Annotated in this window: 13 protein-coding genes; 12 read left to right on the top strand and 1 reads right to left on the bottom strand. The window is 60.3% G+C overall.

What is annotated here, in order from left to right; genetic code table 11:
* Positions 1–31 precede the first annotated feature (31 nt).
* Entirely contained in the window at positions 32–406 is a 375-nt protein-coding gene (locus tag C7S18_RS19745; RefSeq protein ID WP_106893178.1) for a hypothetical protein, read from the bottom strand.
* A 140-nt stretch (positions 407–546) separates the two neighbouring features.
* Here C7S18_RS19745 and C7S18_RS19740 point away from each other — a divergent pair, with 140 nt between their 5' ends.
* From C7S18_RS19740 to C7S18_RS19680, 12 genes are all read left to right on the top strand, one after another.
* Positions 547–2,862: a tetratricopeptide repeat protein gene (locus C7S18_RS19740; RefSeq protein ID WP_146152021.1), complete on the top strand. Its 2,316-nt coding sequence runs from the start codon at positions 547–549 to the stop codon at positions 2,860–2,862.
* A gap of 322 nt (positions 2,863–3,184) precedes the next feature.
* Positions 3,185–6,340 carry a M36 family metallopeptidase gene (locus C7S18_RS19735; protein WP_170113372.1) on the top strand — a complete coding sequence of 1,052 codons (3,156 nt, stop codon included), beginning with the start codon at positions 3,185–3,187 and terminating at the stop codon, positions 6,338–6,340.
* Between the two features lie 240 nt (positions 6,341–6,580).
* Positions 6,581–7,165, top strand: coding sequence for a hypothetical protein (locus C7S18_RS19730; RefSeq protein ID WP_106893175.1), 585 nt, complete (start codon positions 6,581–6,583; stop codon positions 7,163–7,165).
* A 640-nt stretch (positions 7,166–7,805) separates the two neighbouring features.
* Positions 7,806–8,849 carry a hypothetical protein gene (locus C7S18_RS19720; protein WP_106893173.1) on the top strand — a complete coding sequence of 348 codons (1,044 nt, stop codon included), beginning with the start codon at positions 7,806–7,808 and terminating at the stop codon, positions 8,847–8,849.
* Positions 8,846–11,467: a DUF6531 domain-containing protein gene (locus C7S18_RS19715; RefSeq protein ID WP_106893172.1), complete on the top strand. Its 2,622-nt coding sequence runs from the start codon at positions 8,846–8,848 to the stop codon at positions 11,465–11,467. The genes C7S18_RS19720 and C7S18_RS19715 overlap by 4 nt, the downstream gene beginning before the upstream one ends.
* 307 nt (positions 11,468–11,774) lie before the next feature.
* Positions 11,775–12,200 carry a DUF1801 domain-containing protein gene (locus C7S18_RS19710; RefSeq protein WP_106893171.1) on the top strand — a complete coding sequence of 142 codons (426 nt, stop codon included), beginning with the start codon at positions 11,775–11,777 and terminating at the stop codon, positions 12,198–12,200.
* 41 nt (positions 12,201–12,241) lie between these two features.
* A complete protein-coding gene (locus C7S18_RS24580) occupies positions 12,242–12,814 on the top strand; it encodes a DUF6438 domain-containing protein (RefSeq protein ID WP_170113016.1) in 573 nt (190 codons plus the stop codon).
* 302 nt (positions 12,815–13,116) lie between these two features.
* Positions 13,117–13,575 (top strand): hypothetical protein, encoded by a 459-nt coding sequence (locus C7S18_RS19700; protein ID WP_146152020.1) that lies wholly within the window; start codon positions 13,117–13,119, stop codon positions 13,573–13,575.
* Between the two features lie 10 nt (positions 13,576–13,585).
* The gene (locus C7S18_RS19695) at positions 13,586–14,188 is read left to right on the top strand and encodes a hypothetical protein (protein ID WP_106893168.1); all 603 of its coding nucleotides are present in this window, start codon (positions 13,586–13,588) and stop codon (positions 14,186–14,188) included.
* Positions 14,185–15,978, top strand: a complete 1,794-nt coding sequence (locus C7S18_RS19690; protein WP_106893167.1) for a hypothetical protein — start codon at positions 14,185–14,187, stop codon at positions 15,976–15,978. Before C7S18_RS19695 ends, C7S18_RS19690 begins: the two co-directional genes overlap by 4 nt.
* A complete protein-coding gene (locus C7S18_RS19685) occupies positions 15,972–17,063 on the top strand; it encodes an OmpA family protein (protein ID WP_106893166.1) in 1,092 nt (363 codons plus the stop codon). Before C7S18_RS19690 ends, C7S18_RS19685 begins: the two co-directional genes overlap by 7 nt.
* A 305-nt stretch (positions 17,064–17,368) precedes the next feature.
* Positions 17,369–17,977, top strand: a complete 609-nt coding sequence (locus C7S18_RS19680; RefSeq protein ID WP_106893165.1) for a hypothetical protein — start codon at positions 17,369–17,371, stop codon at positions 17,975–17,977.
* The last annotated feature ends 18 nt before the right edge of the window (positions 17,978–17,995 follow it).

Below are 17,995 nucleotides of genomic sequence, written 5' to 3'. Positions count from 1 at the left end.
TCTTAGACGCGCGGCATCGCCGCCGCGGGCTTTAGCCGGCAATTGGAGGTCGGAGCAGCCTTGCTTGCAGCACACTCTCGAAAAGGTGGCTGGGTGCGCGCGGCAATGGCGAAGCAGACAGCTTCGGAAAGGCAAAGTTTGTGGACGCCGGCAATGCGGTCAGATGCACGCAGCAGATCGCAGCGTGCATCAGTCGATGCAGAAAATCGCGTTCTTCCGGGTTGCCCGGCGCGGACCGCCCATCCACGTGATCACGATGATCAACATGATTTCCCGAAGCGCTGTGAGTCGAGGCATGCAGATCGGTGAGCATCGGCAGCATGGGCTGCCACGACAGCGCAAGCGTGAGCAACAGCGCCCAGGCCCGCGTCAGTCCAGCAAATCGATGGCGAATCTGCGACAACATCTGCTCAGTCTAACGCATCCGACAGCCGGTCGAAAGACAACCCACTTGCGCCAGGCTTGGCGCAAGCGGAGCGACTCGCAGAACCCGGTCGGCGCAGTGCGGCGCGTCTATACTATGAAACCGAAACCAGCGACGTGCTCATGGAATTCTGGCAAGAATGTTTGAAGCGGCGCGTGCCGCACCTGCTGTTGGCTTATCTCGGCTCGGTGTGGGCGGGGACGGAGGTCATCACGTTCGTCGTCGGGCGCTACGGATTTGCCGACATCTGGGTCGATCGCTTCTTGGTTTCGGCGCTGAGCGTGCTGCCTGCTGTTGTCTGGACGATCTGGCGGGTGGGCGCTGACGGTGCGATGTCGTGGCGCGGGCGCGATATCGGTATCACCGTTGGGAATCTGACTTTGGCCGTCGGTTTGGCGGTCGCGGTGCCAGGCCGTGCGCCGCCTGACGCGGCACCGAGTCCGGAAAACACAACGACTCCGGTCGCCAAGAGCACGGTGCCGCAATTGAAACCCGGTCTTCTGATCGGCGGCTTCCGAAATCTGTCGGATGGTGGTGAAGGTGATGAACTCGCCTTTGCGATTCCTGGGCTGCTCGAAACCGATCTGCTTTATGAGCCTAGCTTCAACACGACATCGTTTATCGCGAACGGCCCACGTGGCATCGCCGCGACCTTTGCGTCGCAGGGCATTTTGGACCCGCGTCAGGCCGAAACCGGCGCTTGGCGTTTGGTTGCGTCGTCTTTGCGGATGCAGGCGGTGGTCACCGGCAAAGTCTTAAAAAGTGTCGAGGGGTTCGAACTGCAATTGGCGATGACACGCTGGCGTCCCCAGGAAGTGCATGAGGAAGTTGTGGTCAAGGCTGGCGATCCGATCGCACTGATTGATCAGGCGGGCGCGGCAGTGCGGGCGTTCATGGTTGGCACTGGCGTGACGCTTTCTGGCGAGGACCCGCCACTGTCGAGCATCAGCAGCGAGCAATGGCCGGTGTTGCGCGACTACGCCAGGGCGCGCGACGCGGTTGAGCTCCACAATCAAAGTAGCGAGGGCTTGCCGATCCTCGATTCGGTGCTCAGTCGAGCGCCCACCTTTGCATACGCGCGCTGGACACGCATGTTGGCGTTCTACCAACAAGGGCAACGGGATCTGATGATGACGGAGATCAGCCGCCTGATGCGGCAGTTGCCCCAGCTACCCGTTTCTGCGCGCTTTCAGGTGCAGCTGTTCGACGCGCGTTTGCGCACCGACAAGGCGGCCGAAGAGCAGATTCTGGAACATTGGGTGCAAACGGACCCGACCGCCAGCGAGGCACGCTTCACGCTTGCGCAGATGCGCTTTCAACGCAATGGTGATGAGGCCGCTTTGGCCGAACTGGCCGAACTCGCCAAAAACGGACCGGGGACGTCGGAGCTCCTGCGTGTCGCCAGGTTGTATGACTTGCGCACCGACACCAAGGCTGCAAAAGCGCTGCGCACAATGGCCATTGAGCGCGCGCCCAATGAGCCCGATGCGTGGCTGCAGCAGGCAGCCGCTGACGAAGAGCATGGTCAGTTTGATGCTGCCGAAGCGGGGTATCGGAAGGCCATGGTGTTGAGCCCGAACTTGCGCACGCCCCGAGCGGGACTGACGCGCATACGGTTCGCCCGTGGTGATTTTGAAGGCGCGCTGGCCGCCACCATTCAGCAGCAGCTAGAGGCCAGCAATGACAATTCCCGGCTCGCGTTTCTGTTGGAGCGGGTCGACTATCTGGATCGACTGGGCCGGCATCGCGAGTCCTTGGCCTTGATGCAGGCGGCCTACCCGAAACTCGCGCCAGGCTTCAGCCTCAATGAGCGCGTGCAGCAACTCGACGGGCCGATGGCCGATGCCATCGCGCGGGCCGAAGGCTATCCGGCTTCTGTCCAATACATTGATGCCAACGTGGTGTTGAGTGATTCCGAAGTGCAGAACTTCTCCCGACTACAGCTGAAGTTGCGCGCGGCGTTGGCGTGTGATGCCTTTGACGAGTTGCTGAAGGCCGTGCCGGATCTGCGGCTTGCCTATCAGAAGTTCGCCAACGGCTCAGTGGCTCTGCTCGACAAAACCGTGCCGTTTTACCAGGCAGCCGTGAATGGGGTGACCCAAGACGACTTGCAAACGCTTCAGGACAGCGATGCAGCCATTTCGGCTGCCGTACTGCGCGGCGAGATCAGTGCCGATCAACATCGGAGTTTGCGGGGCGCGATCCTTCCGAGCCTGATCACCAATGTAGGTGCCACTCTGGCGCGACGCTGGCTGGATGAGTTGTTGATTCAGGCCCCGAATGAGCCCATGCTCGCTGTGTTCGATGCTGAGTTGTTACGTCTCGATGGCCAATCCGAACTTGCCGCGTCACGCCTTGAAGCCCTGCTGCCAATTGTCGGCGCCGCCGATGCCGAGAGCCCGTTGGCCCAGCGCTACAAGCGCGCGAGCGGCGGCTGATTCACGCGCGATGCCTCGCCAAGTCGCCAACCCAGGTACGTAGGTCGCAATCAGCCAAGCGCATTGCGCCGCCAACCTGCCACAGCGTCTTCACCAACGTGAACCACTCCAACCAATCTCACTGCGAGGCAAGCACAACGGCGCATGTCCAAGCGCCGTAGGTCGCTCAGCAAGCTCGCTTCGCAGTCGCGCCGGCCACAGCACAAGCCGTTGTCATCCACTCTGACCCCCTATGGGATGTATTCGAGAGCAAGCGCGGACCGCGTGTCAGGTCGCCGGCGATTTCGGCGTATGCCGAGAACCAATGTCCCAGGAGCCGTGCATGCTGACTCACTCGACGCGATACGCAGCAAGGCGCGCCAGAACCTGGTTCGCGCCGCTGCTTTTGGCAACAGTGCTCCTCCAGGTTGCCGCCATTGGGCAGGCCGCCCGGGCCACCGATCAGTACGACATTCGCGCCGATCGTCGTGACGCGGCGCTCCGCTATCGGCAACAGCATGCGGAGCGCGCGAGTGCGCTGGAGCCCGGTCGCCAGCAAAGCCTGCAGCGCGCTCTGGCGGTGGATGCAGGCAAGACGCTCCGTGTACAGCGGGCTGAATCCGATGGCCAGGTGCGCGTGATCGCACCGAAGTCGCCCCAACGTCGGCTCGCCGCCGCCGCCGCCCCGGGGCAGCGCGTCGCGGCACTGCGCGAGTTCTTGAGCGCGAATGCGCTGCTTTATTCGGTGGATCCCCAATTGATCGATGCGCTCGAAGTGGTGGCGGACTATCGCAATCCGGACGGCGGGTTGGCGTGGGTGCGCCTGCGTCAGTTGGTAAACGGGCGCGTGGTGCTGGGCACCGAGATCACCGGCGCCTTCGATGCTGAAGACCGATTGTTTCGGGTGATCGGATCGCCGATCGCGATCCCTTCTGATGGCTCGCTGGCGCGTGAGCCAACCGCTGTCATGCCGGCGATCCGTGCGGCCGCAGCCGCAGTGGCGTTTCCGATTGGCACCTCGCCGCTGACGAAACTTCCAGACCGGCCGGGTGTTGCCGCGTTCGCGCAGCGATTCGGGTCGGCCGGGTCAGCCACCGAGATCAGCGTCGAACCGGTGGTGTTTGCCATCGAGCCGAAGGTGGCGCGACTGGCATGGCAAGTACAACTCATCGGGGCGACCGAAGCGTGGTCCGTGCTCGTTGACGTGGACGACCAAACGGTGCTGTGGTGGCAGAACCTGCTGGACCACCAGAGTCAGCCAATCACCGTTACGGCTTATGCCGACGACAGCCCAGCCCCCATGAGCCCCGGAGCAAACGCGCCCGATGGAAGCCAGCCTCAGGAGGCCATCTCACGAACGACCATAACGCCACCGCTGAAGGCATTCAATCTGCTCGGCTGGATTCCGGATGGGCAACGGATCACGACCGGCAACAATGTCGATGCCGGCATCGATCGCGATGGTGTCAATGGTATCGACGCTTCTGGCCGTGTCGAGGGCACGCCAGGTCGATTCTTTGGCGCAGCCTACAATCCCTCACCTGGCCGCGAGGACCAAGGCGGCAATCCGGGTGACGAACCGATTCCGCCGGGTGGTGGACCCTTATCGGCATTCCAGACGGGGACGGTCATCAACGCCTTCTACTGGGCGAACTGGTTTCATGACCGCACTTACGAGCTCGGATTTGTCGAGGCTGCCGGGAATTTCCAGAACGACAACTTCGGCAACGGCGGCGTCGCGGGCGATCGCATGAATGTGGAACTGCAAGACAGCACACGGGTCAACGACGCCGTCATGCTGACCGGTGCCGATGGCGCCACGACGCGCTTGCAAGTCGGGGTGTTCACACCCACGACGCCAGATCGGGATGCTGGCCTGGATCAGGAAGTCGTCGTGCATGAACTGGCGCATGGCCTGTCGCGACGACTGATCGGCAATGGCCTCGGGCTGAGTTCGGCCCAAGGGCCAGCCCTGGGCGAAGGCTGGTCGGATTGCTTTGCGCGGTTCGCGCTGGCACAGGCCAACGAGCCGATCAATGGCACCTATCCGTTCGGGTCCTACATCGCACGCCAGCTTGGTGCAGTGGGCGAGAACCATGGCTATTACGGCATTCGCAGCTTTCCTTACGCGGTCCGAACGTCCCTGGGCGGCCCGCAGAATCGGCCACACAACCCTTTGACGTTTGCAGATATCGATCCTACCCAGTTCAATGTTGCCGACGCGGCGTTCGCACCGAATCCGTCGTTCCTGCCGGCCGCTGGGGCGACGCATTTTCGCGGCGTGGTCTGGTGCTCCGCTTTGTTCGAAGCGCGCGCGGAACTGATCGCCGACGTGGGATTTACGCAAGGTAATGAGTTGATGCTGCAGTTGATGGTCGACGGCATGAAGCTGACACCCATTGGTCCGAATTTCATCGATGCGCGGGACGCGCTGTTGGCGGCAGCAGAGATCAGCGCGCCGGAGCAAATGCAGGCGCTCTGGCGCGGATTTGCCGCACGCGGCCTCGGGGTGGGCGCCAGCACGGATGGCGCGAACGCCGTAGTGGAGTCGTTCAACACACCGAATCTGGCAGTTGCGGAAGCGCTTGGGATCTCTGATTCGCGCTGCAATAGCAACGGCTATGCGGAGCCAGGCGAGATCTTGAACGTGTCGGTACCCGTAGCCAACGCAACCGGCAGCACGGCGCAGAATGCGACCGTGACGATCGCGCCAGGTGGCAGCCAGAGCTACGGACAGATCCCGACCGCAAGCTCAGTGTCGCGCGACTTTGAGGTCAACGTGCCCGCGAACCAAGTCTGCGGCACACCGATCGATTTAGCGATTCATGTCCAGAGCAGTCTCGGCCCGATCGCACTTAACCGCCAGATTGCCGTTGGTCGCCCCTTGGTCGCTTTGGCGCAAGACTTTGACACCGCAGTATTGGGCACGCTGCCGCAGACGTGGACAACTGCAGAGACCGGTGCAGCGCTACCCTGGCAAACTGTCGCCAGCAGTGTTGCCTCCGAACCCCATGCCGTCATGGCGGTTGGGGTATCCACTACCGGCGAGGCGGCGCTGACATCGGAAGCCTTCTTGGTAGAAAGCGCCAACGCGGTGTTGACCTTCAAGCACCAGTTCAACTTCGAGAATGGCTTTGACGGCGGCGTCCTGGAGATCAGTCTCGACGGCGGGGCCTATCAAGACCTCATCACCGCCGGCGGCAGCTTTCTCGAAGGCGGATACATTCAAGCGCTGTCGAACGAAAGCTGCAGCGGATCGCCACGACCCCTCGCATCGCGACCCGCTTGGACCGGCTTGCGAAATGGTCTCGTCACCCGCGTCCAACTGCCGGCGACCGCGCAGTCACAGATGGCCCGCTTGCGTTGGCGCATGGGGAGCGATTGCAGTGTCGTCAGCAGCGGCTGGCTCATTGATGACGTGCAAGTGTTGAGCGGCCACGAGTGCCTGCCAACGGCCTGCGACGCGGTCGACGCCCTGTTCAGGGATAGCTTCGAATGAGCCTTTCGGCGATCTGACGTATCAACAACCCGGAGCGCGGAGCGATTCGGGCCAACGCACCGCGCGACGACGTGCGAGCCGACACATCGGGGACAACGCGTCACGCGGCATTGACTTGAACGGCGAGAAAGTCCTTCGTGGTATTTTTCGAGTCATGGCACGAGTCAGGCCAGTTCAGGCACTGAACCGTCCGAGTGACCCACATAACGCTTTTGAACTGACCCAGCCTCTACGACCACCATGCCGACGCCATCCCGCCGCGCTCTCACCGTATCGCTACTTGCCCTGGCCCTGGCGCCGCAACTGGTTCGCGCCAATGACACGCCGTGGACGATCTCGGTCGGGGTGACCAACATCGATGTCACGCGCTATCTGGACTTGCCCACCGGCTGGGATGCGCGGACCTTCGGATTCAATCGGCGGGGTCCAAGCTTGTCGGTGAGTCGGGACTTGCCGGGAAACTGGTCGGTAAGACTGTTACACGAGCAGGTGGATCATCTGTTCGGGATCAATCGTTGCCCGAACAATCCTGGTCTTGCTTGTCTGGCGGTCGTGTTTCCGGGCGAATACAAGCTGGACGCGACCGAATTCACGGTGGCCAAGACATTTCGCGCTGACGCGTCGCTACAACCGATGTTTCATCTCGGTTTCCAGCGCGCGTCCTTTCATGCCGACAATAGCCTTCCCGATTACAAAGAAATCGAGTGGGTTGGCGGTGTCGGGCTGGCGTATGCGATGAGTGCACGAACCCGGCTATCGCTGGAGTGGCAAAAGTCTGGCGCCGAGATCGAAACCATCCGCGCCAGCTTTGGTTTCAAGTTCTAGGGAGCCTCTGAACCAGTTCAGAGGCGACGCGGGCCTGGGAAGGCCCGCCCAGAATCGAGTACGCAAGTGCTTGATTCTGGAGCCATAAGTCCGGACAAGTGCCGGGCTCATGGCGGGTCTGAAAGTCCGATTCAGACCCTCCCGAGCGGTGCTCTGAACTAGTTCGCTTCACGACGCGACTGATCCACGGCAGGCCAAATCCGGCGCCAACCTGTGCTCAGCGTGCTCAGTATCTGGCTGAGCATTTCCATTATGACGAGCATGGCATTTGTCGGCCAGTCGTCATGAGAGACCCAGATCAAGGGGGCGTGACAAGTCGCCGCATTTCGGACATCCGCGCAAAGCGGCGATGGAATCGAACCGCTCGTGCGGACCAGCCCGGTTAACATCAATGACGCGACACACGCGTTAAGGCGGGTCTGAACAAATCTGTTTAGGACGTTCAGACCCGTGCCGCCTCTGAACTCGTTCATATGCGCCTTAACGCTGCCCACGAGTCAACTTGCGGGTTTGCGAGATTTTCACCAACCAAGTTAAGATGGCATGGCAAAGCTAAACACGGGGCGGGAGTTTCGGATGCGCATATCAGTCGCGTCATCGAGTCACGCAAGCAGTGCTGATTCGGGGGCTATGCAACAACATGACTATTGAAGCGAAGGGTGCGTCGTCATTCGGCAGCGCATGGCCGTGGATTGTTGGTTGCCTCGTGTTGTGCATCGGCGCATTCTTTCAGGCCGTAACAGATATGGCTTCTGGACCGGCGTTCGTCGGAGCGTTCATGAGCGGCGTGTCCGGAACGGCTACCGTGGCGCTCATCATTGCGCTGCCGTTCTGGTTCGTGACCCGTAAAGCGTCGGCGGTCCAAGGGGTGTTCATCGCGGTGGTCTTACTGATTGCCTTCGGGCAGTTCGCAAAGTTTGCGAGCTGGGTGGTCGACGTCAGCGCATCCAGGCGGATCGCCGAAATTCGCGCGGATTGGATCCGGGCAATCCACAAGGAAGCCAAAGACGAGTCGTTCCGCTATTCCGAGTGGCAACAGCGGACCGATCGGGTGAATGCGTTGGTCAACGCCCAGAGAGAAACCAGTCTGACGCCGCAAATGGAGCAGTTGGTGCGAATCACCAAGCAGCATCTGGTCGCCAGCACGGACGATGAACTTCGTCTCGTTGGTGCAATCGTGGAGTTCAGTCGTGCCGATCCGTTGAACTCGGTCGACATTGACCAGCCCGGCGCACTGAATCAGCGCATTGCGCGTACCCAGCTCTTGATAGATGAGTCACGGCGATATCAGCGCCATCTTGCCGGACAAATCGCGGATATCGAGCAACGCCTGACCGCGAGTGGCATGAGCACTCATGCACGCGCAGACTTCCTTCAGAGTTCACGTGACCGCAGTGAACCGCTTCTAAAACAACTGGACGAGCTGTGCGAGGCAAGAGCCCAGTGGGGGGCGGAGATTATCCGCTACCTGACGATCCTGAAGGACCAGCAAGGGGGTTGGTCCATCAAGGACGATGGGACGTTTGTGTTCGAGGACGACAGCCGGGTCGACGAATTCAACAAGGTGGTGAGACGGATCAACAAGGGTCGGGAGATCGTCTCGCGATTGGAGACCGCCGCCGACGCAGCCATCGATCCCGATCAGCCATCAAGAAAGCCGAAACAGCCGATTCCAAAGCAATGACCGATCGCACCTTCAAGCAGTCTGTCCAGAGAACATTTCGAGCCTTCATCGCGATGGTCGCGATCATGGCGCTGGGGTGCCAGCACGAGCAGACGCCAGCTGCCGGCACAGGCACTGACGGCAAAAGCGCCAAACCAGTTGCGTCGCCGGTCGAACCCATTGCGGTGTCCTGGGGGCTTGCGGATGACCAGTTAGCGGCCGATACGGTCAAATTGCGCATCGCCGGCCAGCAACCCGCCGAGCTCGTTCTGGAAGACGACTACAGCATTGGCAACGACTACTTCTGCCCCGATGATCGGTCCTTTGTGATCGACGCAGCAAGAGGATCAACATTGAGAGTGTTAGCGAGGGCAGGCCACGAGGATCACGAGCTCTTCTCGGGGGTCTCCGACGCATCATTGCGACGCTTGCGGTTGCCCGAAGACGCTGATCGATTGACCGTTGAGCTCGGTGCTAACGGCCCGACGCAACAGTCGTGGACCATTGATCTAATCACCCGGCAAATCGGATCCGACCACATGCCTTTGTCGCACGTCATACTGGATGATGTGGATCTGTTCGACGGTGACTTTTTTCCGTCCACGATCGATATCGAGCTCAAGGGATTTGGGCCGAGCTTGGAGTTTGAGCGCGGCTACGACGCCGACTCGGGAGACGCGCTTGGATTGGCGGGGCGTGGCTGGACCACGACAGCCGAATCACGTGTGAGTTTTGACTCCTGTGGCCGGCTGGCAATCCATTCCGAAAACGGTGGCACCCAACACTTTCGTCGCGAAGCAGTAGACGGCGAATCGCGTTTTGTGCCGCTGTTTGGGTTTCACACCATCGTCCGCCCGCTGAAGCAGGGCGGTTACGCCATCTACGCCAAGAATGGATATCGGTACGACTACAAAGAACCCGATGGCACAGAATGGCGGCTCAGTCGCGTCGTCGACACCAATGGCAACGAGATTCGTTATGTCTATGAGACCTTGGCGGGCAGAAAAGTCCTGAGCGCCGCATCGATCTCGAAGGATCGTGAACTGAAGTTCCGATACCTGCAACGACCCGTGCAAGGTGCGGCGCGCGACGGCAAGTCGATTAGTCAAGGTACTGCACTCTTCTTATCCGAGGTTCTCGGACCCGATGGCTGGAAGCTGAAGTTGACGCAGGACGACCGTGGCAATCTGGTTCGCGTCGTCCGTTCGGATCAGTCCGGGAAGGGACCGACTGACACGCAATATGTTTATCAGGATGTCGTAGTCGGCGGTCGCTCGCTGGGCTCCAGGCTCGTTGAGATGCGCGATGGCATCGGAACCGGGCGTCGAAAGATTGCGTATGAGGGCGGCCGCGAGCTGCCAGTCCTATCGGGGGAAGTCCGCGAAATCGCAAGGACTCGGGTCGTCGCAACGTCCGGGTCGACCTTTGGTGACATGACCTTTGTCTATGACACGGTCGAGCAGCCCCACGGATCGGTGCCACGAACGGTCATTGTGCGGAGCACTGGCCTGCGCAACAAGTATCTTTTCAATTCGCTCGGCCTGCCGGTCGAGCGTCACTTGGGATCCGTCGTGTCAACGAGCGAATATGGCGGACTGAACCTTCGATTGGTCACGCGCGAGACGGATGGCAATGGATTGGTCACAACCTTCGAGTACGACGAGTATGGAAACCGCATTTTCGAACGGCGCCAACTTGACAATGGGCGCCCGATTGAGCGCAGTTGGCGGTACGTTGATCCTGAGAAGTTCTCTGAACTTGGCATACGTGAGCGGGTGGCCGAAGAATTCAACTGGCGCGGTATCGCCACCCTGTATCGTTATGATCCGCGCGGCAATCGGAAGTTGATCGTGCGGGGCGACTTCGAGGTGGCGCTGGAATACGGGCCTCGCGGCGAGCTGGTCAAAAAGCAATCAAGTGAAGGGCGCGAGTGGCGTTACACCTATGACGACTGGGGCTACTTGGCATCTGAAGCCGGGTCGGACATGTTGAAGAAGGGATACGAACATGATGCCCGCGGACGCATGGTCGCCGAGATCGACCATGCCGAAACGCGCAGACGCTATCAATACGACGCACGTGATCGTTGGACAGAGCGAACCAAGCTGTTGCTCGACGAAGACGATTTCGAAATTCGCAAGCTCTACGATGACGCGACCCATGTTACGACGACGGTGCTGGTTGATGGCCGAATGACCAAAGCGACCTATGACGCTCTGGATCACTTGATCCGATATGAAGATGGCGATGGCCGGGTCAGTACCAAGACCTACGACCGGTCAGGCAATCTGACCCGCGATGTAGACGGATCCGGAAAAACGACGGATTACGAGTACGACAGCAACCAGTGGATGACTGTCGAGGACATCGAAGATGGCGCGCGCACGGAATTTCAATACGACCGCGTCGGCAATATTCTGACCAGGGTCATCCGCGAAGGTGATGCGGAGATCACCTGGGAATTTCGGTATGAGCACCCTCAGTACAAGCCCACTTGGGCGCGCAAGTCCAGTTCGACTGGGGTTGTCACAACCTTGCATCAGGAATTCGACGACAATGGCAACCGGACTGCTGTGACGAATGAGATGGGAGAACGGGTGGCGTACGAGTTTGACGACTACGATCGGGAGATCCGGTAGCCACTCGCAGCGCACTACCTCGCCAGCCGGTCGGCCCGGCGCTTGATCACGGGTCAGGTTGATTCCGCACTGATCGCCAGTTCGGCGACCGAATTGCCAGCCATTTTGACCGAACTTGCGGGTCTCCGCCTGCGACGTTGAACATGACACGCCAAACAACCACGACGATTGATGCGGCAGCATCTACGGTCGAAGGCCGACATTCACGCCAACTTCCATGACCTGTCCCATCAGGGACAGGACCCGCATTGCGTCCGCCAAAGCCACTGGCGATGATTCACCTTGCTGCGTTTGGAGAGAGGTTGTCATGGTGTCTGACACGCGACTGTTTCGATTGGCTGGCGGACAAAGCCGTGATCCGGCTGTCGAGGCATGGTTACGGGCCGACAGTCACCCCCTGCGTGAACGCGCCCGAAGTTGGTTCAATGCGCTTCGCAGCCAAGGTGGCGATGTCATCGAACTGCTTCACGATGGCCACCCCACTGCGTGTGTCGGCGATTTGCCGTTTGCCTATGTCAACTTGTTCGCGACGCATCTGAACGTTGGCTTCTACTTTGGCGCGGTGTTGCCGGATCCGTCCCGAATCCTGTCAGGCAACGGCCGCTTCATGCGCCATGTGAAAATCAGCCTTGGCGACACTGCGAATGATGCGCCGTTGCACGCGCTGTTGGCCGCTGCGTACGAAGATGTTCGCGCCCGCCACGCTGCGCAGAAGCAAACTAACCCCGAATAAAGCCGAGGGCCGTTCACTGGCAGCCACACGGGAGCCCTCGAATGTCCAAACACACGCTGTCCGCCATACTCCTCATCGGCTTGACGACCACAATCGGTGCGTGTGAGCCCGCTCCAGCGCCCGCCGGACCTGCCGCGACATCGGAGATCCATCAGTTCGAGCAACTTAGTCTGCGCCGAACCGGCTGTTACGGACAGTGCCCAGACTACGAGCTGACCATTCATGGCGATGGCCGCGTCAGTTATTTGGGCAAACGTGACGTGCCGTTGCTTGGTCCTGCGCACCAGCAACTGAGTGCTGAGCAGCTCGCGGCTCTGATCGATGCCATCAACGACGTTGGCTACTTCAATTTAAACGACCAATATATCAATACCACTGACGGTTGCCCGGTCATGGCAACCGACAATCCATCCGCGATCACCCGGGTCAAGACGTCCAGCCGCGAAAAATCGATCCACCACTACTACGGCTGCCAGATCGCCAACGCGCCACCTGACGCGTCTGGCGTCTATCCAGAGGCACTCTACCAATTCGAGGCACGGATCGATGCGATGGTGCCTCTGACGGCACTGATCCCGGGCGCGAGCGGGCCTTCGACCAATGCGCCACGATGAACGCATAGACGCAGCAGTACGCGACGACCCGACGCCTTGGCCCTGGCGACGTTCAGATCGCGCTTGGGAATGCAGCGTGTCGTCGCGATTCAGGCAGGGTCTGCAGCGGCAACGGCAATTCGCGCTTCGTACGTGCCGCGTCAGCGCAAGAGGAAGAGGTCTTTCGATGAGCCGATCAATCTCCCGCGATTCGTAAGCGGGAGCCGTTGTCAGGTCGCTGCCGAAAACAGCGTAAGCCAGAGAGAACCCCCTCTCAGGCCACCATCATGCGCTGCCAATCCTGCACACTCGCCTACCTCCTGTTGACCAGCCTGCTGGCAACGCCCGCCGCCCAGGCATTGGACCCTGTCTGCAACACCTATGTAGAGGCCGCCAACGCCTCGGCGCATCAGCAATCCCGGCAATCTGTGATGGAAACGGCCGATGGCACCCGGCTCGAGTCGGTGGTGGTGGACGATGTGCTCTACAGCAAGATGGACGGGAAGTGGAAGAAGCTGCGATCAGGATTCTGGGCGGTGGAGCAGAAGCTCGTGGCCGACATGCGCAGCGGCAAGATTGCGTTGTCGCAATGCCGGTTGCTGGGGCGCGAAACGGTCGAGGGGATCGAGACCTCGGTCGTCGAATACACCATGACGATGTCCGGCACTGACCCGGTTACGAGCAAGGTCTACATCGGCCAGGACGGTTTGATCTACGCGCAGTCCGCCACCGGTATGAAGATTCGCTACCGCTATCAGGGCGTTCGCGCCCCGGAACTCTGAGGTTCTCCCCATGCTCAACCGTCTTTTGCTGCTAATCAGTGTTGCGCTGTCCGTTGCTTGTTCTGGCGAGCCGGCCAATGCCGAGAAAACCGCCGACGCTTGGCCTGCGTTTGATGCACCCGAACCAGCATCGGCTGAGAACAGTCCAGCAAAATCACCCTTGCCGCGAGCGTGTGATCTGGTGTCGGCTGCAGCAGCCGAACAAGTCTTGGCACAGCACGCAACGTTGATGAGCGACGAAGCCGAATCCTGCATGTGGTCGAGCGCCGATCACCCGGGCAGCATTACGATGCTGATGGTGCTGGTGAGCGACAACGATAGCGAAGCGACGGCGCAAGAGGTGTTCGGTGCCGTGACCGGCATGCAAGGCAACCTCAGTGCGTTGGTCAATCAGCACGTCGACGCCAAGACCAAGAAATCTGGCCAGGAGCTCGATGATTTGGGCGATGAAGCCTGGCTGTCGGCAAGCAACATGGACCTGATTGGCACGCAGCAGTTGGTGGTCCGCAAGGGCACTCGAGTCCTGACGCTCAATGTCACCGGCATGGGCAAGACCGAAGGACTGGGCAAACGCCTGGAAGCTGTGGCACGACAGGCAGTCCCACAACTATGAAACGACTCCATGTCACCAATCAGTGGTTGCTCTTGGCATTGCTGACACTCAGCGCATGCCGCAGTCACGCCCAGAGCGAGGGCTCGGGCAACCCGGTCGTATCCGTCCGCATCCAACCGGCCCATGCCATCGAGCCTGGGACGCCCGTGACCATTGATGGCGTCGCACCGCTGGACGGTCAAGGCATGGTGGCGCTACAAATCACCTTGCCGGACCGAACGAGCAAATCACTTGAGGTCGCGCCGTCGGCAAACGGCGACTACAGTCTAAATTTCAGCGGTACCAACCAAGTCGGGACCTATCAGGTCCATGCCACATCCCCGGGTGGCAAACTGAAAGGCAATGCTGACTTTGAAGTGGCCGTGCAAGAGCCGCTGGACGATATCGACGAGGCTCAGACCGAAGCGGATGCAGTTGCCGAGGTGTTGGATGATCTGGTGACCGATCTCGATGCTGAGCTGAAGAAGGTCCCCGATTCGCCAGATCGGGACGAACTGCTCACCAAATGGACTGCCGCGAAGCCGCGTTTGCAGCAAGCAGTAAGAGAGCTTCGCGATGTCCGCAAACTGACCCAGCCGTTCACCGATGCGGCCAAGACTTATCCGGCCCTAAAGCCAGCCCTAAAGCCCTTGGCAAAAGAACTGGCGAACTGGCAAACCAAGAGCGCCAAGGAGCGCGCACGCATCGTCAATGAATTGGCGCAGAGCCGGCGCGCTGGAGTTACGTGCGAACAACTGGAGCGCGTGACGGAGGGCTTCAACTTCGCCTCTGCGTTGTTCAACCTGGCTGGCGGGCCTGTCGCTGCGGTCAAGGCCGTGGCCTTCGACTATCTGGCCAGCAAAGGTGCTGCGCTTGCCAGCCGGCTGGGCACGAAATACGGCTTTCCCGCGAACGAGGCGGGCAAGATTGCGCTGTCCGTAGGCGAGGCCGAAATCAAAAGCGCATGGAACCTCAAGCTGGTTCCGCCTCAGGTAGCCGCGAAGGAGGCGATCAAGAGTGGCGCACTTGGACTGGCGTTTGACTTGGGGTCGTTCGTGGCACAGCGGCAATTCGCCAAGTACTGCGAGCGCCTAGCCGGGCGGTTCACTGGCGGCATGCATGCCGAGTTCCGGGCACAAGACGGTCAGGTGTGGTGGGCGTACACGATTGAGTTCGAGGGCCGCCTCGATCTTCGCTACGCAAAAGGCACAACCTACGGACAAGCGGTCGCGGTCAAGGGCGACTTCTTGGGGCAAGCCACCAAATTCACGCTATCTGAGGATGCCTTGCGCATCGGTTGGCCTGGTTTGACCAAAGGCGCGATTCTGTACAAGCGCGCGGTACTGCCTCAGCCGGAGATCCTGAATCTGCTCACGGGCACGCCGGTCAATCCCAACTCGACGCTCCAGGAAGAAAAGCCGATTGAGGTGGAGGGCAAAGCCGCAGCGGTGTTCGTCAAACCCTACAGCTTCTTTGTGCCGGTGGAAGGCGAGATTGTCGACGGCGTGTTGAGCCTGCGGCGTCAACCGGCTACGCGCGACTACGACGCCGTGGCGCGTGTGGTCTATGTGGTGGTGAGCCCGCTCGCGGCCATGCTCGGCCCTCAGTTCACCACGTTCGAACTGCCGTACAAGAACGGCGGGTTCTTCATTGAGCGTGCGTTTGGCGATGACGGCATCCGTGCTGCGGTCAAAAAAACGAGTAAAGGATTCGTGGTTGACGAGACGTTTCGGCACGAGAAGGGGAACGGCACCGCCAACGGCACCTACAAACTCACCCTGAAACTGTGCAATCCGGAAGGCTCATGCTGAACACCCTTTTTGCTTCTTTCGTGTTGGCGGCCGCCTCAGGTGAAACGGCATCACCGCCCAAGATTCCGCTCGTACCCGGCCTGACCATTACCACAGCCATCGCCGAGCCCGACGGCGACTATGAATCGCGAAAGCTCTTGGAATCAATCGACGCGTCGGGCTGGCGTCTCCGTTACGCTGCCGACGTCCGTGGCGCAGATGGAAAACCTGAATCAATCACCAGCGAGCGCTTGGTGCACACAGAAGACCTACAGTCTGCGCGAACCTATCGCAACTACTTCGAATCGGATGTTGAGGAAGACTACCCGGGCACGACGGCGTTGGGGGCGTCGGCAAGCGTGCTGAAGGGATTGCGCGACTCCGGCGTGGCGCCTTTTGCGGTGGTTGCGGAAGACGCGTTCTTGAAGCGCGCATCGGCAAACCTGCCAGGCGAGAACCATTCCATTCTGGCGCTCGCATCGGCACTCACCGCCAGTGCGGGCCGCAGCTTCAAGGGCGAGTTGAAGCGCCGGAATGTCGGCACGATGCCCGTTCTGGTCAACGACCAGTTGCAGCATCTGCCGGTGCTGGTGGCATCGGGGCTGTTTACCGCCAAGAACGGTGACACGATGCAGGCTGAGTTGAGCTTTCTTGATGACGATCAGAATCCGTTGGCGCTGCAGTGGCGCATTGGCGACACGCAATTGCGCGTCGTCCGCATCGAGTATCCGTTGGCCAAGAGCCCGCTGGCAGAGATGCTCCAAACGAACAAGCGCGTGACGCTGCCTGGACTCTATTTTGACTTCGGCAGCGCCACGCTGCGGCCCGAATCACAGGCTGCGCTGCCGAGCATTGCAGAAGCCATCAGAGCCGCATCAACCGAGTTGATTCTGGAAGGACATACCGACAACATCGGCACTGCCGAACGCAATCAAGCGTTGTCACTTGCGCGCGCGCAATCGGTGTGGTCGGCGTTGCGCGCGTTGGATCCGACATTGGGCCCTGTACCAAAGATCATTGGTTTTGGTGCCTCACGGCCGCGTGCCAGCAACGACACGCTCGAAGGTCGCGCCCAGAATCGTCGGGTCGAACTTGCCATTCCATGAAGGTTGGCTGCGGCCAGACAAGTCCGTGCGTTCGCGAGACGCGCAACCGGCTCAGTGACGGTATGAGGGCGCCGATGGCGCGTCCAGCGGGCTCAACATCGATTGCGCAACCCGTCGTGGGGGCTGCTAGGATCGGGTCCACACCGGTCTTGGTTACAGCAATCGAGTTCGAGCGCATGGCGCTCAACCGATGTGGCCCCTGGCTGGTGCGTGTAGCTTGGGGCGGCAGTGATCACCGCTGCACGCGCTCCCGGCGCGATGACCTCAACCAGAGTCCAACGGTTCCTTCAGGAGAGCGATCGACCATGCCACAGATCACGCTGCGCAATCAGACCAACGAAGTTGTTCGGCTCGCCATTTTCAAGACACCGGTGGTCAACCCGAATTTGGCATCGATCGCCTGGCGGATCGCCGAACCACCCCCCGGTGGCCAACAAGTAATCGACATTCCGTCGGACTTTACGGTGTTCGGAAAGTATTCCAACGATTTCAATGACCCCTCGAATCTCACGGTCGAGACGGCGCACGTGCCGTTTACCGAAACGACCGCCGCGTTCACGATCGATTCGGTGATCTCACAAGATCCCTCCTTGCACGGTGCCGTGATTCACCAACATTTCGATGGCCTGGTGTTGAACGAAGTGCGGATTACGAACAACTATGGCATTGGGGTACTGACGGCCATTGCCAAAGGCGGCGACCCGCTTTACGCGCCGCAGGTCATCTGGCCCGGCGGCCTGTTTCTCGAAGACGTCCGAGGCTCACTCTATGTGTCGGTCGTGGCACCGTTCACGGGACAGGGGCAACGCCTCGTGGAAGAGGAAATTTCGCAGACCCAAACGGAGGTGCTGGAAGGCGGCACCATCACAGTGTCTGGTTCGATGTGGAAGGGCTACGCGTTGACTGCCGGCTGAACTGATTCGTAGAACAAG

The sequence above is a fragment of the Ahniella affigens genome, assembly GCF_003015185.1.
In the GTDB taxonomy this organism is placed as follows: domain Bacteria; phylum Pseudomonadota; class Gammaproteobacteria; order Xanthomonadales; family Ahniellaceae; genus Ahniella; species Ahniella affigens.
This window is presented reverse-complemented; position numbering and strand designations above follow the sequence as displayed.